The following is a 24535-nucleotide window of genomic DNA, read 5'->3' as shown; positions in this document are numbered from 1 at the left end:
TATGAGTTTCAATACAGACAAACAAACGGTGGATGAGCTCAACCTGCTCGGCAAGTTCCGCCAGGGCTCTGTTTACCACCTGTTCAATCATGTAAAAACGCGGGGAGGTGAGCGGCTGCTCGACGAGATGTTCCGAAATCCGCTTCAGCAGGTAACGGAGATCAACAGCCGAAGCAGTCTCTTCCTCTTCTTCCAGCAGGCGAGGCTGAGTTTCCCCTTCGATGTACAGCAACTGAATCTGATGAGGGAATACCTCGATACAGGCGCCGGAAAAAACCCGGTGTCTGTATTACTCAATACCGTTACGCTGAAGTTGCTGAGCAGTCTAACCCGCGATGAGCGGTACAAGAAAAAAGTGCAGGGGTTGCAGGCCACTATCGTAACCCTCAACCGGTGTCATACTTTCCTGGAATTGCTGCAACCAATGATGGGGCCTTATGCGGAAAGAGTGAAGGAGCTGTTGGATCTCCTCTCAGACAGGCGGCTGGAAATGCTGCGTACAACAGATATCTATAAAGCGCTTCCTGTAAAAACACTTTCCTTTTATGACCATCTTCTGAAAACAAGATTTGTGCGTGAAATGGAAGAAGTGCTGAATTTCATTCATGAACTTGACCTGTACATTGCCGTTAGTGATGTGGCTCGCGCCAGGGGCTTTACCTACGCCAAAGCACTTGCGCCGGAAAAGAACCTGCTACAGGCCGCGAATCTTGGCCATCCCTGTATCGATCGAGCTATTGGCAATAATATCTTCATGGCAGAATCCAGCAATGTTGTCTTTCTTACAGGGGCCAATATGGCTGGTAAATCAACACTCATGAAATCCATCGGCATCGGCATGTACCTGGCGCATATGGGCTTTCCCGTTGCTGCCGGCAAGTTTGAATTCTCCGTACGCGAGGGCATGTATTCGAGTATCAATGTGGCGGACAATATCGGACTTGGCTACAGCCATTTCTATGCGGAAGTGGTGCGTGTGAAACAGGCCGCAGAAGCGGCTGCCAGCGGTAAACGGCTCCTGCTTATGTTCGATGAATTGTTCAAGGGAACGAATGTGAAGGATGCTTACGATGGTACACTGGCTGTTACTGAAGCTTTTGCAGAATACCAGGATTGCTTGTTCATCGTATCCACACATATCATTGAAGTGGGAGAGGCGCTGAAAGAAGCGAAGAATATTCAGTTTGCCTTTATGCCTACCATCATGGAAGGCGCCAGGCCCAGGTATACTTATAAACTGGAAGAAGGCATAACGGAGGATCGGCAGGGTATGATGATCATCAGGAATGAAGGGATCCTGGAATTGATCAGGGAATCACCGGAGCTTTAGTCAAAGTTGACTGATCTGTAACATACAATCATGGTAAGCAGAAATGCAACGAAGATGAAGACGCTGAAGCGGAGAACGATACTTACACCTGCGATGCCGCCGCCCAACAGATCACTCTTCATCAGGAGGAAGTAGAAACACCCATTGTGGTCAGCATTAAAGAATTAACCACCAACAAACTGGCCAAATAAATGCAACTGATCAGTTGATTACTACGCATCGTTTCCAACGATGCGTTTTTTATTTACCCTTTTCCCAAAGAAATATGTAACTTATGATCCTCTAAGAAACCCTTGCTATGAAACAAATCCTCTGGTGCCTGCTGTTTGTATCAGGCTCCTGCTTTTCTCAAACCAAAGAGCCCAATAAACCAGGCAGCGAATACGATGGCGTGGCCGGTTCCCCTTACCTCCTCAAAGATTGGGTGAATGGTACTGTTTATTATAAGAACGGTAGAGTGGTGACCCAGTTCAAGCTACGTTTCGATTGTCCGCGCAATTACCTGCAGATGGAATTCAAGGGACAAACCTTCTCTCCGCAAACTGCCAGCATCACTTCCTTTGTGCTCTATCCCAAAAACTCAAGGGACTCGATGATCTTCCGCAAAGGATATCCGCCTTCCGGCACATACAATGCTGAAACTTTCTACCAGGTATTGACCACGGGAAAGGCAGTTCTGCTCTATGTTCTGGCCAAGATCATTGTGGAGAGTAAAGATATCCTGCCAAGTTCAACCAAACGTTTTTTCGAAGATGAGGACGAGTTCTTCCTGTTCAGCAATGGCGCCATCACCAAACTGATCAAAAATGATCGCGAGAAACTGGCAGCACAATTCCCTGCTCAGCAGGCATCGCTGCTGAAATTCATGAATGATGAAGAGTTGAAAATGAGATCAGCGGAAGATTTTATAAAGTTTACAGCGAAATACAATGAATTGAATCCGTAGAAGGCTCAGTCAGGCAGTTTTTTTATTTTCAGTTCTTTCCATCTCACTTTGATGCCGCCGCCATCGTGGATCTGAAGCGCAATGAATCCGCGGCCCGTGCCGATCTTCTCATCATCAATCTGCACCATCTGATGGCCATTCAGCCAGGTGGTGACCTTGTTGCCGTTCGCCACGATCTTCAGTGTATTCCATTCGCCGGCTTTCAGCCATTGCTCATCTTCTTTTTTCGGTTGGATCAACCAGCCGCGGCCATAGGATTCGTAAATGCCGCCGGTATGTTTATCGGGAGGCGCTACTTCCACCTGCCAGCCACTGATCTTCACGCCTTCGATGCCTGAGCGGAAGAACACGCCGCTATTGCCATTGGCTTCCTGTTTGAATTTGCAGGTGAATTCGAAATTATTGTAATTGCTGTCTGTACTCAGGTAACCATACTGTTTGTCCGGACCGCTTTCGCAGACCAGCCCGCCTTTCTCCACATACCATTTTTCAGTTCCGTGGATGGTCCAGCCACTGAGGTCTTTGCCATTGAAGAGGCGGATATTTTTCTGTGCGGAAGCTGCCAGCGTGAGCATACAGCAGCATGCTAAAATAACTTGTTTCAAAGCCAATGGTTTTATCGTATTAAGGTAGTATATTTCATTTACAACCTTCCCCTTATGAACCGATTTTATGTTGATCCGGATATTTCCGTGGCCAGAACATTACACACCGATTTCTATACAGATCCGGCGATGTATGAACTGGCCAAAGAAAAGATCTTTACTCCATCCTGGCAGTTAATCGGAGATCAACATGCTGTAAAGGCTCCCGGGGATTGTTATCCTTTTACTTACCTGGATGGCTACCTGAATGAGCCGCTTGTACTCACTAAAGACAATACCGGAAAACTGCATTGCCTCAGTAATGTTTGCACGCACAGGGGCACTATTGTAGTTCACGAACCCTGCAAAGCTGCGAACCTGCGTTGCCGTTATCATGGAAGGTTGTTTTCGCTCGATGGCAAATTCAAATCCATGCCCGAGTTCAAAGAAGTAATGGGTTTTCCTGCTCCTTCAGATGATCTCACACAATTGCCGGTGCATCAGTGGGGGCCCTGGTTGTTTGCTTCGCTGCAAAACAATGCAGATCCATCGCCTTACCTGAAAGATATGACAGACAGGGTGGGATGGCTGCCTGTGGATGAACTTAAGCCCAGGCCAGACCTGAGTAAGGATTACATCGTAAATGCGCACTGGGCACTTTATTGCGAGAACTACCTGGAAGGGTTCCATATTCCATTTGTTCATGCAGGACTGAATGCTGTGATCGATTACGGGAATTATACAACAGAACTTTTCAAATATTCCAATCTCCAGTTGGGGATTGCAAAGGATGATGATGATGTTTTCGATCTGCCTTCTTCTTCACCGGATTTCGGGAAGAAAGTGGCTGCTTATTATTTTTTCGTTTTCCCGAATATGATGTTCAATTTCTATCCCTGGGGGCTAAGTATCAATATCGTTCAACCATTGGCGATAGACCGGTGCAAAGTGTCTTTCCTTACCTATGTTTGGAAAGAAGATAAGTTCAATACAGGAGCTGGATCGGACCTCAATACAGTGGAGATGGAAGATGAGGCAGTGGTGGAAGCGGTGCAGCTGGGTGTTCGCAGCAGATTCTACGGGCATGGAAGATATTCCGTTACCAGGGAGCAGGGTACGCATCATTTCCATCGCATTATTTCCAGTCTGCTCAACCCTTAAACCGATACAGCTATGGCTATTCCTTCAGCGCGCCGGATGCTTGGGTTCTGGTCAGCCACCAGTATTGTGGTGGGCAGTATCATCGGTTCGGGCGTATTCATGAAACCGGCTACCATGGCCGCACAGACGGCTTCGCCGGTTTGGCTGGCACTGGTCTGGGTAGTGGCAGGACTGCTCTCGCTGATAGGTGGGCTCATCTATGCGGAAGTGGGAGCGATGTTCCCGCAAACCGGCGGGCTCTATATCTATTTCCAGAAAATGTTCGGCGATTTCTTTGCCTTCATGTATGGCTGGGCAGGTTTTGCCGTGATCAATACGGCTGCTGTTTCGGCTATCTCATTCGTGTGTGCGCAATATGCCGATTTCTTTTTACAGTTACCGCAATTTGCTGAAGCCACAGAGAAAGCCGTGGTCTGGCATATCCCCTTGCTTGGCAATTTATATCCTTTGGAAAATGCCGGCGTGAAATCTCTGGCCATTGCATTGATAGTGGGGCTTACCTGGCTCAATTACCGTAGCGTGAAAGCGGGCGGCATCGTGCAGGTGGTGAGTACAATGATCAAAGTAGGTGTGATCATCCTGCTGGTGTTCGGCATCTTCCTGAGCGGTAATGGAAGCGTACAACATTTTGTTCAGCCTTCCGCCAATCCGAAAGAGGGATGGCAACTGGCAGGAGGACTGGTAGCTGCGCTCACAGGTGCTTTCATGGCCTATGATGGCTGGGTGAATGTAACATTTGTAGGAGGGGAGATCAAAGATCCACAACGCAATATTCCCCGGAGTTTGCTGATGGGTTTGTTGTCCTGCGTTATCATTTATCTCCTGGTGAATCAGGCCTATCTCTATGTGTTGCCGGTAGACCGGATGTCCGCCTCTTCACTGGTGGCGGCTGATGCTATCGCCATTGCACTCGGTGAAACCAGTGGCGCCATTGTGGCGGCCATGATCGTGATCTGCACATTCGGGGCTATCAATGGAAATACGATGACAGAAGCGAGGGTAACCTATGCAATGGGAAAGGACCGTCTCTTTTTCGCTTTTACCGGTAAGGAACATACGAAGTATGGAACGCCGGGCAATGCATTATGGCTGCACTGCGTATGGGCATCGGTGTTAGTAGTGAGCGGCAGTTTCGATATGCTGGCGGATATGTTCGTGTTCGTAGCCTGGGTGGCATATACTTTCGGAGCGATCGGCGTATTTGTATTGAGAAGGAAGATGCCCGATCATCCTCGTCCCTACAGGGTTTGGGGATACCCGTTGGTGCCATTGCTGTTCATCGGCTTTGCCGCTTTCTATGTGATCAGCACCATCATGAACGATATAAACAAATACAATGCGGGTCAAACACCCGTTATCAATTCATTGCTGGGGCTGGTGATCACTGCGCTGGGAGCACCGCTATACCTGTATTTCAGGAAATCGAAAACTAAGGCTCGATCATCACTTTAACAGGCTTGGTGCCGTAGTACCAGGCATTCAGTGAATCTTTCAGCCTGCCGGTATCGGTTGACATGGCAGAGAGGCGCACGAAGATGGTGAAGTTGAGGGAATCGCTTGTCTCCATCTGTATGCGCGGGCTGAGATCGTGCACAAAAGCAAACCTTCTGAGGGCTCTTGCTTTCCTGTCTGTTTTCTCGAAAATGAATTTATAGGTTCCGGGAGGAGTTGCCGCTACAGCAGGCTGTTCAGTTATATTGCTGTCGGGTTGCCGGATGGTGGTGGAGTCAGGATTGGTGATAGGCGTATTCACCTCGGATGATACCTGTGCAGGCTGGTTATCGGCTTTGTTGTACAGGCTGTAACCACCCCAGAGGATCACGATCAGTCCGATCACAACGAGCGTGCCTACCAGCAGTACGCGGCGCTGGTTATTATGGACTGTGTGCCTGGACTGGCTCTCATCATAGCCAGGAATATGCCTGACGGATTTATCGGGTGTTTTATCTTCTGTATGGAAATCCAGTTTCTCGATGGTGGGCTCACCGGGAGTGAAGATCAGGTCGCCGGATTTCATTTTCTGCAGAGACCCGATGCCTTCAATAGTGAAAGGTTTGCCGATGTTCAGTAACAGTTTGCCGTCTGCCAGGTAGGATTCCAGGTCGGATTCCGCGAGTGGCCTGATCTTTCCTGTTTGTGTGCGGATAAAGTCGATCAGTTCATCATCTGCTTTTGCAATATTCTTCTGTGTGAACTGTATGTACTTCAATACTTCCCTGAAATTTTTGTCGCTGAAATCAGGAACGGTTACTGCGGCGTCCAGGTGGAGTACACCGATGCCGGGCAGGGCCAGGTGTTTTTTAGTGTAGAAGTATTTCGCTAGTAGAACGGCAAATTTCAAGATATGATGGATTTTATTTGGCACAAGTTAAACATAAATTGTTGGTATGCAAACAAAGAAGCAAGGCAGGCCGTAATTTTGCGATATGACAGAAAGAGAGCTCCAATTCATTGAATACTGGGAGGCCAACCGGTTGAGGGAAAAAAAATGGCAATATCAGTTGATGGTTGGAATACCAATCGGACTGCTTTTTTCGTTACCTATCATCATCATCGTTTTCACCGGCCGCTACTGGTATGTACGGGCCGATATGGAAGCAAACGCCAGTTTAAGTCCCACCCTGCTGATCATCTGCGTAGTGATCATCGCCATCTTTGTAGCCATCTTTTACAAGCGCCACCAATGGGACATGAAGGAGCAGCAATACAGAGAGCTGAAGGCAAGGGAAGAAAGAGAAAATAAAGAGAAGGATTCCGTCAATGGCCCGGTGCAGCACTAATATTTGAATCACTGTCTATATGTTCATCAACAGCCAAATATAACCGATGCGAAAAACTGCACTGCTTTGTTGCGCCATACTGCTGGTGTTTTCCCAATGTTTCAAGAAGGAAAATGATTGTGCTCCCCGGAATATCACGGCGCCGGCATCGGAGAAACAGGCAGTGAAGGATTATCTGGGTGGGGCCAATATCGTTGCCACCGAACATGCAAGCGGGCTCTTTTATCAAATCCTTTCTGAAGGCATGGGCATGACTCCCCAGATCTGTTCCAGCATCCGTGTCCGGTTCTCCGGAAAGCTGGTGAACGGCGTTGAATTTGAAAGCAGCAATGATGTAGTTCTTAATCTTAAATTAATGCTGGAAAGCTGGAGGATCGCATTGCCGCTGATCAAACCCGGTGGAAGGATCCGTTTTTATGTACCTCCCACACTTGGCTACGGCGCGGAAGGGAAGAAAGACAAGAACACGAACATCGTACTTGTTGCCCCGCATACTCCCGTGATTATCTACGAAGTAACACTCCTGGAAGTGAGTTAGGAATGAATCGCTTTTCAGCTATCTTTGTAGTAAATAGATGATCACTTGCCACACGAAGCTATCTCAGTATTTGATATGTTCAAGATCGGTGTAGGGCCTTCAAGCTCGCATACACTGGGCCCCTGGCGTGCCGCTCAACGATTTCTCAGCGCACTTGAATCCCGTCAGTCCATTTTCAATGTAGTATCCGTTCGCGTATTGCTGTATGGTTCCCTCGCCAAAACAGGCAAGGGCCACGGTACCGATATCGCCGTTCAACTGGGTCTCTGCGGAGATGACCCGGTAACCTTCGATGTTCACCAGATCCAACCCAAGATCAAAGACATTGCAGCCATGAAAAAGCTGGTGCTGAACGGACGCCATGAAATTGATTTCGATCCCGCCGAAGATATAGAATTGCTCATGACGGAAAGCCTGCCTTTCCATCCCAATGCAATGACCTGTCTCGCCACTTTTGAAAATGGAGAACAGATCGCGGAAACTTATTATTCTGTTGGCGGCGGATTTGTTGTACAGGAAGGAGAAGAAGCCGGTGGCGCTGCAGCCGTTCAGCTTCCTTTCCCGGTGGATACTGCCGATGACCTGCTGCATTGGTGCCGCAAGACCGGTCTTGCCATTCACGAAGTAGTGATGGAAAACGAGAATAGCTGGCGCAGTGAATCGGAAACGAAAGCAGGCATGCTCAATATCTGGCAGGTGATGAAAGATTGCATCTACCGCGGTTGTCATACACAGGGTACGCTTCCCGGCGGACTGAATGTAAAGCGCCGTGCGGCAGACCTCAATAAGAAACTGCTCAACGGAAGAACTTACCACGATTACGATTCCTGGTTACAGGCCATCCGTGATGGTGGACAACAATTCCAGTACATACTTGACTGGGTGAGCTGCTTTGCACTTGCCGTGAATGAAGAGAACGCTTCTTTCGGCAGGGTAGTAACAGCCCCCACCAATGGCGCTGCCGGCGTGATCCCGGCCGTGTTACAATATTTCGTGACCTTCTGCGACGGATATAAGGAAGACAGGATCTTACAGTTCATGCTCACTGCAGCGGAGATCGGCAGCATCTTCAAGAAAGGGGCTACCATTTCTGCGGCTATGGGTGGCTGTCAGGCCGAGATCGGTGTGTCCTCCGCCATGGCTGCTGCCGGCTTAACGGAAGCGCAGGGCGGAAGCCAGCGACAGGCCATGATGGCGGCAGAGATCGCTATGGAGCACCACCTTGGCCTCACCTGCGATCCTATTGCCGGACTGGTACAGATCCCCTGCATCGAGCGCAATACCATGGGCGCTATCAAAGCTATCACTGCTTCTCAACTGGCTTTGCAGAGCACGCCGGACTTCGCACGCGTGTCTCTCGACGGTGTGATCAGAACCATGTGGGATACAGCAAGGGATATGAGTTTCAAATACAAGGAGACCGCTGAAGGCGGACTGGCTGTTCATATACCGATCAGCCTGAGTGAATGCTAACGGAACTTGCCGTTTGTTTGCCTCCTGGCCATTGACCTTCTCAGACATCAACCAATTCTTCGTTGCGTTCCAGACGCCCTGGTCCCTGTTGTTCATTCTTAAAAAACAACTGGTATGACTACAGAACGTAACTTCAACACCATTAGTCCATCAGCACGCGTACTGCTGCTGATGAAGGCATTGACAGACATTCCCTTTGCCCGGGAAACCGCTGCACTGATACTCGATCCGGAAGCATTCGACCGGCTTTTGCAGCAACAGCATTCCGAAACATTCCTCGTACGCGTTCTCCATTTCGAGAACCGCTACAAGACCATCGACCAAAGCCTGGATATACTCCATCCCACCAATGTGCTGGAACTCTCATCAGGCTTCAGTTGCCGCGGTCTTGCAATGGCGCAGTACAAACCGGTAGTGTATCTCGATACAGACCTGCCGGAGTCGGCCAGCAACAAGAAAAGTCTTATCACCGATCTCATCCGCATCCATCATGTCCACCGCAAAGGCAAGCTCTATGTGCATCCGCTCAACGCCATGGATGAAGTGCAGTTTGAAAATGCATTACAATACTTTCCGCCTGGTCCCATCACCATCGTGAACGAAGGGTTGCTCGTATACCTGGATGATGAAGAAAAACGAGCACTCTGTACCACCATCCGCAATATCCTCAAGCGTCGCGGCGGCCATTGGATTACCGGTGACGTATACCTGAAGAATCCTGACCATGAGCCTGGCAACGGCAAGCAAACGCATGAAGACAATAAATGGAAAGAATTCCTTGCCGAGCATAATGTGAATGATAATAAATTCCAAACTTACAATGATGCAGAGGCATTCTTCAACAGCTGCGGATTCCGGGTTGTGCATAAAGCGGCAACAATGCATAAGACGCTTAGTGGATTGAGTTATTTCACAACACCGATCAGGAATGAAATGGTGGATGATTGGTTGAAATACCGGCAGACATGGGTGTTGGATGCGGAGTAGGAGGGCTTCGATGGGGTATATGAAATCCGGCTGATGAAATGAACCGGCGCGGGAGAATATATATTGGGGTTTGGATCGATTGGATGGGACTGTGGTAGTGGGGCCGGGCTTCTTCGCTTACATTTCATAGGCCGTTATTTCATATACCCTCATCTCAGACGGGCAGTGTGGAGGTTCAGTAGTTATAGTTCATCAGGACACGCTTTCATCCATCATACATCAACCATCCATCCATCTATTGCTTCTTTTAGGCTTCAGCACTTTGTTGTGATAAAAATCTTCCACTGATCAGGTTCTTGCACAATTCACCTCTATTCTGTCGTGTTCATACCCGCTTTGATTTGTGAAGCCGTCGGATATTTGGAATGGAATTGAAACATCATAAAATTAAAACCGATACTATGCGTAAGTTATTAATGCAGGTGAATATGACCCTCGATGGTTATGTAGCCAGACCGGATGGTAAAACAGACTGGATGTGGTTATCCGGCGAAAGGGATGAAGAAGGGTTCAAGCGTGTAATTGAACTGGCTGAAAGCTGCGACACTATTCTGATGGGAAGAAAGATGAGCAGGGAATTCTTAGACTATTGGGAAGATGTGGTAGACAACCAGCCGCAAAGCCCCATGAATACATTGGCGCAGCTGATGGTGAACCATCACAAGATCATTTTCAGCCGTACACAGAAAGAGATCAAAGGCCGCAACGTGACAGTGGAGAACGGCGATCTGGCTACTGTTGTAAATACACTGAAACAAAAATCCGGAAAAAATATCATGGTCTATGGCGGCGCAACTTTTGTAAGCGCTCTCATCAGCCTCAACCTCATTGATGAATACTATATCTTCATAAACCCTGTTGCTATCGGAGAAGGCATGCCCATTTTCAGGGAACAAAAAATTCTGAAACTGGAAAGCGCCACTTCCTATAAAAATGGAAAAGTGCTACACAAATACCTGCCTGCCTAGAAACCAATTGAAAAAAAATAAAAGCAGCACTCATCACTGCTACACCTCCACGCAGCCCATGGCAAAGCGGGTATGCGCATAAGCGGCCTTTGAAACATAAGCGATAAAGCCCGGCCCATATCCCACAGCTCAATCCTGCCAACAAAAAGTTCATCAAAAATCCTCCCGCACCGGTTTGTTTCATCAGCCGCGTTGCGCATACCCCTTTGCCACCAACAAATAAAAAAGCACCAGGCGAAAAACCTGATGCTTCAAAACTTTAAACGCTGCAATCAATTCAGCAACGGATTCGTTTCAATTTCCTTTATATCTATTTCAGAATAATCACGGATCTCGTTATACAATGTATCGCGCTCCACTGGTTTTCGTTTCACCTGCTTGATCAGTGTTACCAGTTGTGCAGTACTCATGGCAGGAGTTTGTTCTTCAGAGCCGGCCATGGAATAGATCTTCGTGGAGTCATCAATGGTGCCATCGATATCATTCACACCAAAGCTGAGTGAAAGCTGCGCATTGTTGCGGCCCAGCATCGGCCAGTAGGCTTTGAGATGCGGGAAATTGTCCATATACAAACGTGCGATGGCGTAAAGACGCATGTCTTCAATGATGCTGAGTTCATTCACATGGCTCATTTCATTGTCGCCATTGCGGAATTTCAGCGGGATGAAAGTGTTGAAGCCGCCGGTTTCGTCCTGCAGTTTGCGGAGGCGTTCCATATGATCGATGCGATGCGCATAGGTTTCGATATGACCGTAGAGCATGGTAGCGTTGCTGTGCATGCCCAGTTTGTGTGCAGCTTTGTGAATGGCGAGCCATCCTTCGCCATCGATCTTATCGGCACAGATCTGTTCGCGGATTTCCTGATCGAAGATCTCGGCGCCACCGCCGGGCAGCGATTGAAGTCCTGCTTCATGAAGATAGGCCATGCCTTCATCGATGGTCTTCTTTGCTTTGCGGAACATATAGTCCAGTTCCACGGCAGTGAATCCTTTGATATGGAGATCGGGACGATGAGCGCGTATCTTGCGGATGAGGTCAGCAAAGAATTCGAGGTTCATTTTCGGGTGAACACCGCCAACGATATGAACTTCGGTAACAGGTTTACCATCGTATTTCTTTACGATGTCCAGCATTTGTTCGGTGCTGAGTTCCCATCCTTCTTCGCGGTGGGCGTAGAGGCGTGAGTACGAGCAGAATTTGCAGGCGAACACACATACGTTGGTGGGTTCGATATGGAAGTTGCGATTGAAATAAGTAGTGTTTCCGTGCAGTCTTTCTCTTACGAAATTGGCGAGGGCGCCAACGTAGGGGAGGCTTGCATGTTCAAAAAGGTAGAGGCCGTCTTCCGGGGTGATGCGTTCCTTACGAACAACCTTTTCTGCGATACTGCGAAGGGTGGCGTCCGTTTCGGCGGCTATTAGTTTCTCGATAGAAGTATTCATGGTTGTAAAACTGCCTTTGATTCAATGCCGCAAAGGTACAATAGTCCCATAACAGTTCGCAGGCAATAATGTTTACAGGAATGAAAAGCCGGTTAAACTTATTGTTCGGTCGCTTACATCAGTGCGCCGGCGATACAGCCGCACATCAGGCAGGCGATGGTGCCGCCGATCAGGGCTTTCACTCCCAGCTCCGTGAGGTTCCTGCGCTGGTTGGGCGCCAGCTGGCTGATACCTCCGATCTGGATACCGATACTGGCAAAATTCGCGAAGCCGCAGAGGGCATAAGTAGTGATCAGTATCGACTTTGGATCAGAGATGACGCCGGCGGTTTTCATCTGTCCGAATGAAATATAAGCCACAAATTCGTTGAGGATGGTCTTTTCCCCCAGTAGTTGTCCTACGGGGATCATTTCCCGCGAGTCAACGCCAATGAGCCAGGCAACGGGGGAGAAGATATAACCGAGCAGCATTTGCAGTGAAAGCGATTCATAACGGCCATTGGTAGCGGCCGCGATGGTGCTGTTGAGATTGGTCCAGGAGCCGATACTGCCCAGTATCCAGTTGGCGAAATACATCAGCGCGGTAAATACGATGAGCATGGCACCTACATTCACGGCCAGTTTCATACCGTCTGTAGTGCCGAGGGAGATGGCGTCCAGGAAATTGTCGCCGAGTTTTTCGCGCGGCACTTTCAGTTCTCGCATATACGGCTCCGTTTGAGGGAACAAGATCTTGGATACCACGATGGCGGCCGGAGCGCTCATGATGCTTTGTCCGAGCATATGCAATGCGAAAAATTTCTGCTGATCGGGATCATTGCCGCCAAGGAAGCCTACATAAGCTGCCAGAACACTGCCGGCAGTATTGGCCATACCGCCCACCATGATACAAAGTATTTCAGAGCGTGTGAGTTTGTCGAGGAAGGGACGGATCATCAGCGGCGCTTCGGTTTGACCGAGAAAAATATTGGCGGCTGTGCTCACGCTTTCCGGACCGGAAATACCCAGTTTCTTCAGCATCCACGCAAATACATATACTACTTTCTGAAGGATGCCGAGATAGTAGAACATGGCGGAGAGCGCGGAGAAGAAAATGATATTGGGCAATACCTGCACCGCGAAAATATAGGCCCAGGAACCTTCTGCATTGGCGAGGTTTCCGAAGAGGAATTCAATTCCCTTGTGACCGATATTGATCACTTCAACAAATTTCTCTGAGAGCCACTGGAAGATGATCTTAATGAAATGCACTTTCTGGATGCCCAGTGCAAAACAGACCTGTGCTACAACACCTATCAATACCAGTTTCCAGTTGATAGCCCTGCGATTGTTACTGAGAAGGAAGCATACGAAAATGAGGAAGAACATGCCAAGCATGCCGCGGAGAATATTTTCCAGTACAGGACTCATGTAGGTCAGTTTGGATGAAAAGACCTTTCAATATAAGCATTATTAATAATAAAAAAGACCGGTTATAATAACCGGTCTTCAATGTCAGCAGTAAACTGCTTTTATATCGCGAATACTACATGTGCTGTTCGATCTTCTTAACGAAGTTTGCTTTAGGTTGTGCACCTACCAGCTTGTCTACGATCTTTCCACCTTTGAAGAAGAGGATCGCAGGGATAGAAGTGATTCCGTAGTTGATGCTGATCTCAGGATTATGGTCAACATTCACTTTACCTACATTCACACGTCCTTCATATTCTTTGGATAAATCGTCGATAACGGGTCCAATTGCACGACAGGGTCCGCACCACTCAGCCCAGCAATCCACTACAGACAGTTTATCGGAAGAAAGTACCTTTTCCTGGAAGTTCGCATCAGTAAATTCTAAAGCCATAAAAATGTTTTTATAAATATTATTTGAATGAAGACTGTATCTGATTAAAACAGGCGAGGGAACCGTTTTGTTCATCTCACCTTTACCATCGCTTCCAGTCTTTGTTCCATGGGGTAAAGAGAGCAAATATATAACCATTTTCATTTTACTGAAACGGTGACATTTCCACATATCCACATCTGCTAGCTAGTCACTACAGCCACCTCTACCTCAGGCTTTTCCCTGAGCCAGGCCGTCATTTCGTCATTCATCTGGAACTTCGCTTCCAGACTGTACATGCTGATCTTCAACTGCGCTTTTGGCTCGATGATATTGAAGCGAAGGCCTGCCCCGCCCGGATTTTTTTTAACATTATCTTCAAGGAAATCGATCAGTTCCGGCGTCAGGTGCCTGGCCTGGATATCGAGGATCAGTTGCTTGGTGTATTTGCCTTTGACAGTTTCCAGCAAAGTGATCTCGGATGCCTTGAACTCGTATTCAGGTGGCTTGTTGGGATCGGGATTGAAGCTGCGTTTTTGTGAAAAGGTTCCTGTAACCAGAAGGTTCAGTCCGTTCTGGAAAAATGAACTGAAACGCGGGTAATCGTTACTCCAGAAAAGGAGCTCTGCATTACCGGTATAATCTTCGATCACCACTTTCGCAAAGTTTTTACCCGTCTTCGTCACGCGATGCTGTGCATCCGTCACTAAACCGGCGATGCGGAGTGTTTTACCGGCGTACTGAGCCATCAGCAATTCGGTGTTCTGGATCTCGTTGTATTCAACCAGTGGTTTGATGCCGTAATGATGCAGTTCGAATTTGAAATGGTCCAGCGGGTGACCGCTCATGAAGATGCCCGTTACTTCCTTTTCTTTATTGAGCAGGTCTGTGAGCGTCCAGGGCTCGCAGGGCGCGATCTTCGGTGGTGCGATCTCGATATTGGTGGAGAGATTGCCGAAAAGACTGTTGGAAGCATTCTGGCTCTCTGCCTGTAAGATATTCCCGTATTTGATGATCTTCTCCAGACCGGAGCTGGTATCGTTTGGCGGGATGGTGAAATATTGAGCGCGGTGCAGTTCGGGGAAGCAATCGAAAGCGCCAGCGTATACGAGACTTTCAAGTGTTTTCTTGTTCACCGTGCGCTGGTTCACGCGTTTGGCCATATCGAAGATGGAAGAGTAAGGACCTTTTTCTGTGCGCTCGGCAATGATGCTGTCTACCGCAGCTTCACCCACGCCTTTCAGCCCACCCAGGCCGAAACGGATATCGCCGGCCTTGTTAACGGCAAAACCTTTTTTGGATTCATTGATGTCCGGACCGAGTACTTTCAGTCCCATGCGCTTACATTCCTCCATGAAGAAGGTGATCTTTTCGATATTACCGGCGTTGTTCAAAACGGCGGCCATGTATTCGGAAGGATAGTGCGCTTTGAGATAGGCTGTCTGGTAGGCCACGAAGGCGTAACAGGTAGAGTGCGATTTGTTGAACGCGTATTGGGCGAAGGCTTCCCAGTCTGTCCAGATCTTCTCCAGTTTATCGGCCGGATGGCCCTTGGCTGTGGCGCCATTGATGAACTGGGTCTTCATTTTATCCAGTACCGATTTCTGCTTTTTACCCATCGCCTTACGCAGTACGTCCGCATCACCTTTGGAGAAGCCGGCGAGACTTTGCGCCAGCAACATCACCTGTTCCTGGTAAACCGTGATCCCGTAGGACTCGGCGAGGTATTCTTCCATTTCGGGAAGATCGTAGGTGATGGGCTCACGGCCATGCTTACGGTCGATAAACAATGGGATGTACGCGAGCGGACCGGGGCGATAAAGGGCGTTCATCGCAATCAGATCCGCGAACTGGTCAGGTTTGAGGTCGCGCAGGTATTTCTGCATACCGGGGCTCTCGAACTGGAATGTGCCGATGGTATCAGCGCGCTGGTAGATCTCGTAGGTTTTCTGATCATCAAGCGGGATATCGTCGATCACGATATCGATCCCGTGGTTCTCCTTGATCATGCGCAGGGCATTCTTGATGATGGTGAGGGTCTTCAGACCCAGGAAGTCCATCTTGATAACGCCTGCATCTTCGATGATGCTGCCTTCGATCTGTGTAACCCAGAGACTGGAGTCCTTGGCGGTACACACGGGGATCAGTTCAGTAAGGTCTTTGGGGGCGATGATGATACCCGCTGCATGGATACCTGTATTGCGTACGGAGCCTTCGAGACGTTCAGCTTCGTGCAGCACCTGTGCATTGAGGTTAGTACCCCGGTATATTTCACGGATGCGTTTCACATTTTCTAGATCATCAGGTCCGAGCTGATCTTTTTCTTCCAGCGATTTCTCACCTTCCTTTGCTGTTATGGGCGCTTTCAGCACGCGGCCCAGTTCGATACCTGGTTTATCGGGAACCAGTTTTGCGAGAGCATTGGCTTCGGGAAGCGGCAGGTCGAGTGCGCGGGCCACGTCCTTGATACTCATCTTGGCGGCCATGGTACCATAGGTGATGATCTGCGCTACCTGGTTCTTGCCATATTTATCAACAACGTAATCAATTACTTTTTGGCGGCCTTCATCGTCGAAGTCCGTATCGATATCCGGCATGCTCTTACGATCCGGGTTGAGGAACCTCTCGAACAGCAGGTTGTATTTGATGGGGTCGATATTGGTGATACCGATACAATAGGCCACAGCGCTACCGGCGGCCGATCCACGGCCCGGTCCGATGAATACGCCGAGGTCCCTTCCGGCTTTGATGAAATCACTCACGATCAAAAAGTAACCGGCGAATCCCATCGTTTTGATGGTGAAGAGCTCAAAGTCGAGCCTTTCGCGGATATCATCGGTGATCTCCACGTAGCGCATCTTTGCTCCTTCGTAGGTGATATGCTTCAGGAATTCCCACTGGTTCAGGTTACTGTCGTCTGTGAGCTGGAATTCTTTGGGTAGCGGGAACGCCGGGAGAAGAATATCTTTCTTCAGGTTCAGTACTTCCACGCGGTCCACGATCATATTGGTATTGTCGATGGCCTGTGGGATGTCTGCGAAGAGTTTCTTCATTTCATCCTGCGTCTTGAAATAGAACTGGTCGTTCGGGAATTTGAAACGGCGTTCCTTCACTATGGCATCATCGTTCACAAAATCGTCAAAGCCCGGTGTGGCTTTCTTTTCGCCGGTGTTGATACAAAGGAGGATATCGTGGGCGTTGTAATCGTCCTGGTCTGTATAATGACTGTCGTTGGTGGCAATTACAGGCACATTGTATTTCAGCGAGAATTTAAGCAGCACTTCATTGATCTGGATCTGCTCTTTGAGATTATGGCGCTGCAGTTCGATGAAATAATCTTCGCCGAAGAGATCCAGCCACCATTTGAATTCCGTTTCTGCTTTTTCTTCGCCATCGTGCAGGATGGTCTGGGGTACATAGGCGCCGATACAGCAGGTGGTGGCGATAAGTCCTTCGTGGTATTGTTCGATCAGTTTTTTATCGATGCGCGGATACTTGCTGTACATACCTTCGATATAACCGAGGGAAGTGAGCTTGATGAGGTTCTGGTATCCTTTTGCATTTTTTGCGAGCAGTACCTGGTGGTAGCGTTCGTCTTTTTGTTCCTTGGAGAAGGTTTTACGTGTACGGTCTTCCACCACATAGAACTCGCAGCCCACCACGGGTTTTACTTTGAGCGAGCCATCGTCGTTCTTGTGCTTGTAAGCTTCCGATACAAATTCAAAAGCCCCGAACATATTACCGTGGTCCGTAATGGCAATAGCGGGCTGCCCATCCTTGATGGCTTTTTTGTAAAGGCTTTGGATGGAGGCGGCTCCATCGAGCAATGAGAACTGGGTATGGACGTGCAGGTGTGAGAATTTCGACATAATCTTCTGGTTCTATCTGTAACAACAATCAAACAGCAAATAACGTTACAAAGTTCCTGAATGGGAGCAAAAAAGAGCACAATTTTAATCCACAGGGTATGTGCGAAAAAGCGGAGGCAGCTGCCGGGCAGGAGGGGATTGCATTTGGCAATGTATTTGTTATATTTGCCGGATTACTAACCCGGTTTGAACGATGTCCTACATTGTGAAGAATGCATTATTGGCGGCGACGATCGCGCTGGGAGCCACCAGTTGCAACACTTTCAAGCGATCCACTACCAGTTCCCCGGCAGGCGGATCAACGGCGGCGAATGCCAAAACGGCCCATCCGCCTAAGTTCATAGAGAATATTTCCATCAACAGCAATGATTTCAAAGGCAGCAGCGGGAGTGGTTATATGCCTACCCTGATAGCTCCGGCCTCCAATATGGAAGGAGTGGCGCCGATGGCTTTCAAATACGCTATTTTGCTGGATGTTCCGGTTGAAAGTATCACTGACGGCAAATTGTTCGACTTCATCGAGAGCTGGTACGGCACCAAATACCGTTACGGAGGCAACGACCGCACAGGTATCGATTGCTCAGCTTTTTCCCAAACATTCATTTCTTCTCTTTATAATGTGGGCGTTCCCCGCACTTCAGCATCTCAATACGAAAACAGCAGGCGCATCAATAAAGGCGATCTGCAGGAAGGGGACCTGGTTTTCTTCCGCACTTCAGGAAAGAAAAAAGCGATCTCGCATGTGGGCGTTTATCTGCGTAATAATAAGTTCGTTCATGCGAGCACGTCATCAGGCGTGATCATCAATGATCTTGGTGATAGTTATTATGCGAGAACGTTTGCGGGATGCGGGAGGGTGAAGTAGTTCTACTACATAGAATCATGTATTTCTGAAAAAGTATCGATTTGAGTAATTAGACAGATTGAGTTATAGTCTAACTTAGCCCGGTTCATGTTAATACCCCTAAGTTATGTTTTACCTTATTCCGTTTTCGTATCTAAATTCCATAGCATTTTCCGCTGACTTTAGTCTTCGCTACCAGCAAACGCTGGATTATTCATTCAATATAGAATAGTGCTGCAATTGATTGTCTTCAGTAATAGAAGATTCGTCGGAATTGTTTTGACTCTCCGGATCAGTCTATCATTATAACCAGTATACCCATTTCCCCTAACCGAATTTCAGCTAGTATGTCTTGTAAAACCTTATATGTTGTAGTCTTTATTGTACTCCTGCCATTTTTTGTGAAAGCTCAAACCTGCGGTATCAACAATATTGCCCTGGGAAAACCTGTGACAGTTTCTGCGGAGCAACAGTATCATGTTGGAGCAGATGCTGTGGATGGAAACGTTTCCTCCGGTTGGTTCGCACCAGGAGACAATAATTATATTTATGTTGACCTTGGCCAATCCTACAATATCTGCAAAATCAAAATTATCTGGCAAACAGATGGAAGAGGTAAGGATTACAAAGCGCAGGTTTCTACTGACGCCACCAACTGGACGGATATATTCTCCCGGACCAATAATAACGCCAGTACTGATTCCTTTGCTGTGAACGGAAATGGCCGGTATGTAAGGATTCTCATTGCTACACGTGTCAACAATTGGGCGAGCATCGAGATGTCTTAACTTGAGATTTATAATTCATTGGCAGGTAATACCAGGCCCTCGTCCTAAGTACACTCAAAGGATATGTGAATAAGCTGGCGAATTTTGAGTACGGTTCATTAAGTAGTGTTACAATTACTCAGAATGAAATATCTAAAAGTGTATTACAGGTAGCGATTAATCCTGTGAAGACGTCATTGAATCAATGGATCGAAATCGCCAAAGCATACAAATATGCAAAGAGCAATAGCATAGATTTTTCACTTAGATTTTTTAAATAGAATATGCAATCAGCAGCCATTTTTGTTAGCAAGAAAGCAATTTATCTTTATTCTAACTCTAAAGCTAAAGCCGGTTTTTTGATGGCATCGGCGCCATTTATTCGGTTGGAATCAAATGCGGATTCTTCCAAATGGGTGAGTGCGATTCGAAAAGTTTTGGAAAATTCCAGAGAAGGGCTTCCCAATCCTGATTTTTCGGTATTAAGAAAACTGATAACTGATGGATTAGGAATAAAATCAGCTAGTGATTTGGAAAAGCCAACCATTAAACATTGTGCCATTCAATTAAAAGATAACATTATTACATTCATACCAACAAAGCATGCTGTTGCTCCTGATAAAGGCTATGTTCACAGCTCAAATGATCCCGTATCTGTTAGTAAGCAAGCCGATGATAAAGAAATTAGCGAAGCTATACAACTTGCTATAAGTAGGTGCGAATAATTAGCAGTAGGACTAGATCATCAATGATCTGGACGATAGTTATTATGTGAGGGGCTTTGCAGTCTGTGGAAGAGTAAGGTAGTTCATCTACAGAGAACTTCTTATTTTCCAAAATTTAAAAGCCTGGTTAACAATAAATTGAACCAGATAAGTTAGCTTAGCATGTACCAGCCCAGGTATATGCTTTTTGTTTTCCCTTATTGATAAACCCCTTAATCTATTTGAATGAAACGCCTGATGCTGGTTTCTTTTTTCTTCGGAAGTCTTGCCTCTACTCAACTTTGTGCACAGAATACTTATCCCTGGCCTGCTACGGGGAACATCGGTATAGGTACAGCAAGCCCTGGCGTTCCGCTTCAAATCAATGTTCCGGCTCCGGGAACTGCTGTTACAACACCTGCTTTCAAGATACTTGATGCAGATGGCACGGCACGAACTCATATTTTTGCGGGCGGAGGCCAGCATTGGACCTTAAACACAGGCTCCGCCGAGGCTGGCAGTTTGATGGTAAGCACACCTGATGGGTATCCTGGTTTTATTGCCTTTACTTCAGGAGGCGCCAACAGGTTCAATATTGCTAACAGGGGCGCTTTCTTTGCAATGGGATATCATGATAATAACAGTACACTTTTTAGTATAAGAAATAATGGAAGAGTTGGCATTGGTATGACGAGCCCGGATGGAAAGCTGGCAGTACTTGAAAATGCGAATAGCACTAATCCGGTTTTGACTGTCAGGAATCAAAATGCAGGGAATGTAGCTTCTACCCGCATTCATTTATTTAATAATACAGGTGCAACCCTGGGTACACATGGGGCCAGCATATGGCTGTCGAGCAGTACACATAGTGCGCCTAACCAGTTTAGTTTCTGGAATTACGAGAATGGTCCGATCAAGTTTGGGACCAACAGTATTGAGCGTGTGCGCATCGATGCCAATGGCAACGTAGGCATTGGTACTACCAATATCAGCGACAATACCTATAAATTGTATGTTGAAGGAAGTATCCGCACCCGAAAAGTAAGAGTAGATCAAAGCTCCTGGGCAGATCATGTGTTTCACCCTTCCTATCATCTTCCAACATTACAGGAGGTAGAAGCTTATATCAAAAAGCATCAACATTTACCTGATGTTCCTTCCGCGGTAGAAGTACAAACAAATGGGCTTGACTTGGGCGATAATCAGGCTGTATTATTGAAGAAGATAGAAGAACTGATGTTGTACACAATTGAACAAAATAAAGTTCAGGAGAAACAAATGCAAATGATTGAGAAGCTCAATAATAAGCTGGAATACCTTCAACAGGAAATAGAGCGGCTTAAACAGCCAACGAATAAATAAGCACGCTCCGTTGGCTTATGGCAGCTTATCCTGGTTTAAAGCTCCATACTTCTTCAACAATTCCACCACTTTCTCAACTGGCATGGCTTTTACAGTATTGCCATGATATCCTTTTGTGTCAGTGGCCATAAACAGTGAATTGTAAATCGCTTCTTCCGTGGCTTCCACTACAGCCAGGAAAAGCGGCGACATATCATCATTCTCCAGGTCAGGGATTTCTCTTACTGATTTATCTTTTTTTGAAAAGGGAATTCGCAATTGCGGATGCGTTGAAAATGCGATGGAATAATCGCCACTGCCATTCGAGGAGAAGGATCCTACTTTGCCAAAAGCCAGAAAAGAACGTCTGGCCAGTCTTTCCAGGTTACGCGCACTCAGCGGCGCATCAGTGGCAATGATGATCATACAGGAACCATCTGCTTCATGACGCTTCGTTTTCTGCATGTAATAGTTATTGAGTTCCCGGCCGATGGGTGCGCCATTAATGGTGAGTATGCCGCCAAAATTCGTTTGTACCAATACGCCAACAGTATAAGCTCCCTGCTGAGGTCCGAGCTTGCGTGAAGATGTGCCGATACCGCCTTTGAAACCCATGCAGATAGTACCGGTGCCAGCTCCGATACATCCTTCTGCAACCGGACCAGAAGCAGCGCTGTCGATGGCTTTTCGAACATCGGTTGCCGTTACATGTCTGCCTCGGATATCATTCAGATAACCATCATTGGTTTCTCCCACCACCGCATTTACGGATCTCACTTCTTCATTTCCTTTTTGTTGAAGTGTATAATCGATGATGGCATTGGCAACAATGGGAGCATTCAATGTATTGGTGAGTGCAATTGGCGTTTCGATATTGCCCAGCTCCACGATCTGCGTGGTACCTATGCTTTTGCCAAAGCCATTGCCCACGAATACAGCAGCAGGCACTTTCTCCTGGAAAATATTGCCGGTATGCGGCATGATAACGGTAACGCCTGTACGAATACTGTCGCCTTTCAATACAGTGGTATGTCCAATCTTTACACCGTTGACATCGGTGATGGCATTCCATTGGCCGGTGGGGAGTATGCCATTGATCAGGCCGTAATCCCTGGCCCTTTTGAGCGGAGATGATGGTTGTGCAATGGCAGCAATGCTGTTGAGGAGCAGGCAGCAGAGGCCGGCGGCGGAATAGATCTTTCTCATGGATATGTTTCGTTATAGGTTTCTGATTCCATGGTCGCCGGCCTTCTGCACGGCTTCTACAGGTACTGTTCCACTATTTCACTTTTTAGCAGTCACATAGAAATTGCTGTCCACTTTGAAGGCTTCTCCTGTATGCCAGTCGGCCAGTTTCAATGATTCCCATTTTGTAGTGGGTTGAATGAACTGCGTTCTTCCGCCGAGATCAACTTTCACAGGCATGTTGAAACCATCCACCACATTGGTCCATTTATATTCGATAATTCCTTTTTTGCTTTTGTATTCCAGCACAGGGATTTTTGTAGTTCGCAGATACTGCTCATACACTTTACTGAAATCCTTTCCTGATCTCTTATTGATGTATTCCTCCACCTGCCTGGCAGTAACGGTCTTGTGATAGAATTCCTTATTCAGACCGCGAAGAATATCCCTGAACAATTCATCGTTATCGATGATCTGGCGGATAGTGTGGATCATGTTCGCGCCCTTGTAATACATATCGCCGCTGCCTTCCTGGTTCACGCCGTACGGGCCTTCCACGGGAATATCATTCGAGATGTTCTTTCTCAGTCCGATCACATATTCGCTGCCGGCCTGTTTGCCGTATTCGCATTCTGTGAAAAGTGATTCCGAATAATTGGTGAAGCCTTCATGTACCCACATGTCTGCAATATCATTGGTGGTGATATTATTCGCAAACCATTCGTGACCGCTTTCATGAATGATAATAAAATCCCATTTGCTGCCCCATCCGGAACCGGAAAGATCATTGCCGAGATAACCGTTCTGGTATTTGTTCCCATATGCCACGGCACTCTGATGCTCCATACCCAAATGTGGCGACTCCACTAATTTATAGCTGTCTTCATAAAAAGGATAAGGGCCAAACCAGTGCTCGAAGCATTTCATCATTTTAGGAACCTGTTTGAACTGCTCTTTGGCTTTTTCGAGATTGGCATCGATCACCCAATAATCGCATTGCAGCTTGCCTTTCTCTCCGTCATACACTTCTCCGAAATAAGTATACTTACCGATATAAGGAACGATATTGTAGCTATTGATGGGATTGGTGACCACCCAGTCATATTTCGTTTTACCGTTACCGGTAGCTCCTTTGGAAGCCAGCTTTCCATTGCCGACAGCCACCAGATCATCCGGTACAATAATGGACAAAGCAGCGCCCTGATCGGGCTCATCACTCTGGTGATCTTTGCAGGGATACCAAACACTGGCGCCGAGACCCTGACAGGCCACACTCATCCAGGGATTGCCTTTGGCGTCTTTACGCCAGATCCAGCCGCCATCCCAGGGCGGACGCACTGCTTCACGCGGTTTGCCTCCGAACTCAATTGTTATCTGCTGAGTTGTGCCGGCAGGAAGCGCATTGGGAAAGCTCAGGTAAAAAACATTTCCATCACGCTTGAAAGGAATATCGGTATTGTTCCATTTTGCGGAGAGCAGCTCCATCGGTTGCTGCAGATCGATCTGCATTTTGCTGCTGCTTTGGAGCACGGCAAAGCTGATCGTATTGGTCCCCTTGATAGTCTTTGTATTGTAATCAGGTTCTACCGTGATGGCGTATTTCAGCACATTCCACCAGGCGCGTTCGGGCGTGATGCTGCCGCGGAGCGTGTCCTGGTGTGTGAATACTTTCTTTGAGCTCAACGGTTGCGCGGTACAACTGGTTGAAGTGGCCAGCAATCCGGCACAGATAAGGCTTAAGGCTGCAGAAAGACTGCGTAAGCGAGGTTGAGGAACCATCAGGTAAAAATTTTAA

At 47.5% G+C, this 24535-nt stretch carries 21 protein-coding genes and 1 pseudogene; 14 read left to right on the top strand and 8 right to left on the bottom strand.

The window, feature by feature from the left end; all coding sequences use genetic code 11:
* Nucleotide 1: 1 nt before the first annotated feature.
* Both FSB84_RS27835 and FSB84_RS27830 read left to right on the top strand, forming a co-directional pair.
* Nucleotides 2-1330 carry a MutS-related protein gene (locus tag FSB84_RS27835; protein ID WP_130544243.1) on the top strand — a complete coding sequence of 443 codons (1329 nt, stop codon included), beginning with the start codon at nt 2-4 and terminating at the stop codon, nt 1328-1330.
* A 298-nt stretch (nt 1331-1628) separates the two neighbouring features.
* Complete coding sequence (locus tag FSB84_RS27830; protein ID WP_130544242.1) at nt 1629-2276, top strand: hypothetical protein; 648 nt, start codon at nt 1629-1631, stop codon at nt 2274-2276.
* A gap of 5 nt (nt 2277-2281) precedes the next feature.
* Here FSB84_RS27830 and FSB84_RS27825 read toward each other — a convergent pair whose 3' ends face one another.
* The gene (locus FSB84_RS27825; RefSeq protein WP_225979907.1) at nt 2282-2881 is read right to left on the bottom strand and encodes a 3-keto-disaccharide hydrolase; all 600 of its coding nucleotides are present in this window, start codon (nt 2879-2881) and stop codon (nt 2282-2284) included.
* Between the two features lie 54 nt (nt 2882-2935).
* On the opposite strand from FSB84_RS27825, the gene FSB84_RS27820 reads away from it, so the two are divergent.
* Both FSB84_RS27820 and FSB84_RS27815 read left to right on the top strand, forming a co-directional pair.
* On the top strand, nt 2936-4021 hold the full coding sequence (locus FSB84_RS27820) for an aromatic ring-hydroxylating oxygenase subunit alpha (protein ID WP_130544241.1): 1086 nt from the start codon (nt 2936-2938) through the stop codon (nt 4019-4021).
* A 12-nt stretch (nt 4022-4033) separates the two neighbouring features.
* Complete coding sequence (locus tag FSB84_RS27815; protein WP_130544240.1) at nt 4034-5473, top strand: APC family permease; 1440 nt, start codon at nt 4034-4036, stop codon at nt 5471-5473.
* Here FSB84_RS27815 and FSB84_RS27810 read toward each other — a convergent pair.
* Nucleotides 5451-6362: a hypothetical protein gene (locus tag FSB84_RS27810; RefSeq protein WP_130544239.1), complete on the bottom strand. Its 912-nt coding sequence runs from the start codon at nt 6360-6362 to the stop codon at nt 5451-5453. The genes FSB84_RS27815 and FSB84_RS27810 overlap by 23 nt on opposite strands.
* Nucleotides 6363-6447: 85 nt before the next feature.
* On the opposite strand from FSB84_RS27810, the gene FSB84_RS27805 reads away from it, so the two are divergent.
* The 5 genes from FSB84_RS27805 (at nt 6448) to FSB84_RS27785 (ending at nt 10767) form a co-directional block, all read left to right on the top strand.
* The gene (locus tag FSB84_RS27805) at nt 6448-6801 is read left to right on the top strand and encodes a hypothetical protein (RefSeq protein WP_130544238.1); all 354 of its coding nucleotides are present in this window, start codon (nt 6448-6450) and stop codon (nt 6799-6801) included.
* A 46-nt stretch (nt 6802-6847) separates the two neighbouring features.
* On the top strand, nt 6848-7339 hold the full coding sequence (locus FSB84_RS27800; protein WP_130544237.1) for an FKBP-type peptidyl-prolyl cis-trans isomerase: 492 nt from the start codon (nt 6848-6850) through the stop codon (nt 7337-7339).
* 45 nt (nt 7340-7384) lie between these two features.
* Complete coding sequence (locus tag FSB84_RS27795; protein ID WP_130544236.1) at nt 7385-8812, top strand: L-serine ammonia-lyase; 1428 nt, start codon at nt 7385-7387, stop codon at nt 8810-8812.
* Between the two features lie 114 nt (nt 8813-8926).
* Nucleotides 8927-9799, top strand: a complete 873-nt coding sequence (locus FSB84_RS27790) for a hypothetical protein (protein WP_130544235.1) — start codon at nt 8927-8929, stop codon at nt 9797-9799.
* A 401-nt stretch (nt 9800-10200) separates the two neighbouring features.
* Nucleotides 10201-10767: a dihydrofolate reductase family protein gene (locus tag FSB84_RS27785; RefSeq protein ID WP_130544234.1), complete on the top strand. Its 567-nt coding sequence runs from the start codon at nt 10201-10203 to the stop codon at nt 10765-10767.
* 272 nt (nt 10768-11039) lie between these two features.
* Here FSB84_RS27785 and mqnE read toward each other — a convergent pair whose 3' ends face one another.
* From mqnE to dnaE, 4 genes are all read right to left on the bottom strand, one after another.
* On the bottom strand, nt 11040-12209 hold the full coding sequence (gene mqnE, locus FSB84_RS27780; RefSeq protein ID WP_130544233.1) for an aminofutalosine synthase MqnE: 1170 nt from the start codon (nt 12207-12209) through the stop codon (nt 11040-11042).
* Nucleotides 12210-12322: 113 nt separating this feature from the next.
* Nucleotides 12323-13618, bottom strand: coding sequence for a NupC/NupG family nucleoside CNT transporter (locus FSB84_RS27775; protein ID WP_130544232.1), 1296 nt, complete (start codon nt 13616-13618; stop codon nt 12323-12325).
* Between the two features lie 115 nt (nt 13619-13733).
* Complete coding sequence (trxA, locus tag FSB84_RS27770) at nt 13734-14051, bottom strand: thioredoxin (RefSeq protein ID WP_130544231.1); 318 nt, start codon at nt 14049-14051, stop codon at nt 13734-13736.
* 182 nt (nt 14052-14233) lie between these two features.
* Entirely contained in the window at nt 14234-17899 is a 3666-nt protein-coding gene (dnaE, locus tag FSB84_RS27765) for a DNA polymerase III subunit alpha (RefSeq protein WP_130544230.1), read from the bottom strand.
* Nucleotides 17900-18092: 193 nt separating this feature from the next.
* Between dnaE and FSB84_RS27760 the strand changes: the two genes are divergently transcribed.
* The 5 genes and pseudogenes from FSB84_RS27760 to FSB84_RS27745 all read left to right on the top strand — a co-directional run bounded on the left by FSB84_RS27760 (nt 18093) and on the right by FSB84_RS27745 (nt 21576).
* Nucleotides 18093-18764 carry a C40 family peptidase gene (locus FSB84_RS27760; protein WP_130544229.1) on the top strand — a complete coding sequence of 224 codons (672 nt, stop codon included), beginning with the start codon at nt 18093-18095 and terminating at the stop codon, nt 18762-18764.
* Between the two features lie 326 nt (nt 18765-19090).
* The gene (locus FSB84_RS27755) at nt 19091-19531 is read left to right on the top strand and encodes a discoidin domain-containing protein (RefSeq protein WP_130544228.1); all 441 of its coding nucleotides are present in this window, start codon (nt 19091-19093) and stop codon (nt 19529-19531) included.
* A gap of 53 nt (nt 19532-19584) precedes the next feature.
* Nucleotides 19585-19791, top strand: a pseudogene (locus tag FSB84_RS31770) (endonuclease toxin domain-containing protein); the annotation flags it as partial.
* Nucleotides 19792-19794: 3 nt separating this feature from the next.
* On the top strand, nt 19795-20235 hold the full coding sequence (locus FSB84_RS27750) for a hypothetical protein (RefSeq protein ID WP_130544227.1): 441 nt from the start codon (nt 19795-19797) through the stop codon (nt 20233-20235).
* A 225-nt stretch (nt 20236-20460) separates the two neighbouring features.
* The gene (locus tag FSB84_RS27745) at nt 20461-21576 is read left to right on the top strand and encodes a hypothetical protein (RefSeq protein ID WP_130544226.1); all 1116 of its coding nucleotides are present in this window, start codon (nt 20461-20463) and stop codon (nt 21574-21576) included.
* Nucleotides 21577-21591: 15 nt separating this feature from the next.
* On the opposite strand, the gene FSB84_RS27740 is transcribed toward FSB84_RS27745, so the two are convergent.
* Complete coding sequence (locus FSB84_RS27740; protein ID WP_130544225.1) at nt 21592-22761, bottom strand: DmpA family aminopeptidase; 1170 nt, start codon at nt 22759-22761, stop codon at nt 21592-21594.
* A gap of 78 nt (nt 22762-22839) precedes the next feature.
* Nucleotides 22840-24519, bottom strand: coding sequence for a M1 family metallopeptidase (locus FSB84_RS27735; RefSeq protein ID WP_147122414.1), 1680 nt, complete (start codon nt 24517-24519; stop codon nt 22840-22842).
* Nucleotides 24520-24535: the final 16 nt, after the last annotated feature.

Origin of the sequence: Pseudobacter ginsenosidimutans, from assembly GCF_007970185.1 — a bacterium.
GTDB lineage: Bacteria > Bacteroidota > Bacteroidia > Chitinophagales > Chitinophagaceae > Pseudobacter > Pseudobacter ginsenosidimutans.
This window is presented reverse-complemented; position numbering and strand designations above follow the sequence as displayed.

What these genes read in the sequence shown, in the direction of transcription:
- FSB84_RS27815 (WP_130544240.1), top strand. Translation starts at nt 4,034, where the DNA reads ATGGCTATTCCTTCAGCGCGCCGGATGCTTGGGTTCTGGTCAGCCACC.
- FSB84_RS27745 (WP_130544226.1), top strand. Translation starts at nt 20,461, where the DNA reads ATGAAACGCCTGATGCTGGTTTCTTTTTTCTTCGGAAGTCTTGCCTCT.
- FSB84_RS27755 (WP_130544228.1), top strand. Translation starts at nt 19,091, where the DNA reads ATGTCTTGTAAAACCTTATATGTTGTAGTCTTTATTGTACTCCTGCCA.
- FSB84_RS27835 (WP_130544243.1), top strand. Translation starts at nt 2, where the DNA reads ATGAGTTTCAATACAGACAAACAAACGGTGGATGAGCTCAACCTGCTC.
- FSB84_RS27790 (WP_130544235.1), top strand. Translation starts at nt 8,927, where the DNA reads ATGACTACAGAACGTAACTTCAACACCATTAGTCCATCAGCACGCGTA.
- FSB84_RS27785 (WP_130544234.1), top strand. Translation starts at nt 10,201, where the DNA reads ATGCGTAAGTTATTAATGCAGGTGAATATGACCCTCGATGGTTATGTA.
- FSB84_RS27775 (WP_130544232.1), bottom strand. Translation starts at nt 13,618, where the DNA reads ATGAGTCCTGTACTGGAAAATATTCTCCGCGGCATGCTTGGCATGTTC.
- FSB84_RS27750 (WP_130544227.1), top strand. Translation starts at nt 19,795, where the DNA reads ATGCAATCAGCAGCCATTTTTGTTAGCAAGAAAGCAATTTATCTTTAT.
- FSB84_RS27740 (WP_130544225.1), bottom strand. Translation starts at nt 22,761, where the DNA reads ATGAGAAAGATCTATTCCGCCGCCGGCCTCTGCTGCCTGCTCCTCAAC.
- FSB84_RS27800 (WP_130544237.1), top strand. Translation starts at nt 6,848, where the DNA reads ATGCGAAAAACTGCACTGCTTTGTTGCGCCATACTGCTGGTGTTTTCC.
- FSB84_RS27805 (WP_130544238.1), top strand. Translation starts at nt 6,448, where the DNA reads ATGACAGAAAGAGAGCTCCAATTCATTGAATACTGGGAGGCCAACCGG.
- dnaE (WP_130544230.1), bottom strand. Translation starts at nt 17,899, where the DNA reads ATGTCGAAATTCTCACACCTGCACGTCCATACCCAGTTCTCATTGCTC.
- FSB84_RS27820 (WP_130544241.1), top strand. Translation starts at nt 2,936, where the DNA reads ATGAACCGATTTTATGTTGATCCGGATATTTCCGTGGCCAGAACATTA.
- mqnE (WP_130544233.1), bottom strand. Translation starts at nt 12,209, where the DNA reads ATGAATACTTCTATCGAGAAACTAATAGCCGCCGAAACGGACGCCACC.
- FSB84_RS27760 (WP_130544229.1), top strand. Translation starts at nt 18,093, where the DNA reads ATGTCCTACATTGTGAAGAATGCATTATTGGCGGCGACGATCGCGCTG.
- FSB84_RS27830 (WP_130544242.1), top strand. Translation starts at nt 1,629, where the DNA reads ATGAAACAAATCCTCTGGTGCCTGCTGTTTGTATCAGGCTCCTGCTTT.
- trxA (WP_130544231.1), bottom strand. Translation starts at nt 14,051, where the DNA reads ATGGCTTTAGAATTTACTGATGCGAACTTCCAGGAAAAGGTACTTTCT.
- FSB84_RS27735 (WP_147122414.1), bottom strand. Translation starts at nt 24,519, where the DNA reads ATGGTTCCTCAACCTCGCTTACGCAGTCTTTCTGCAGCCTTAAGCCTT.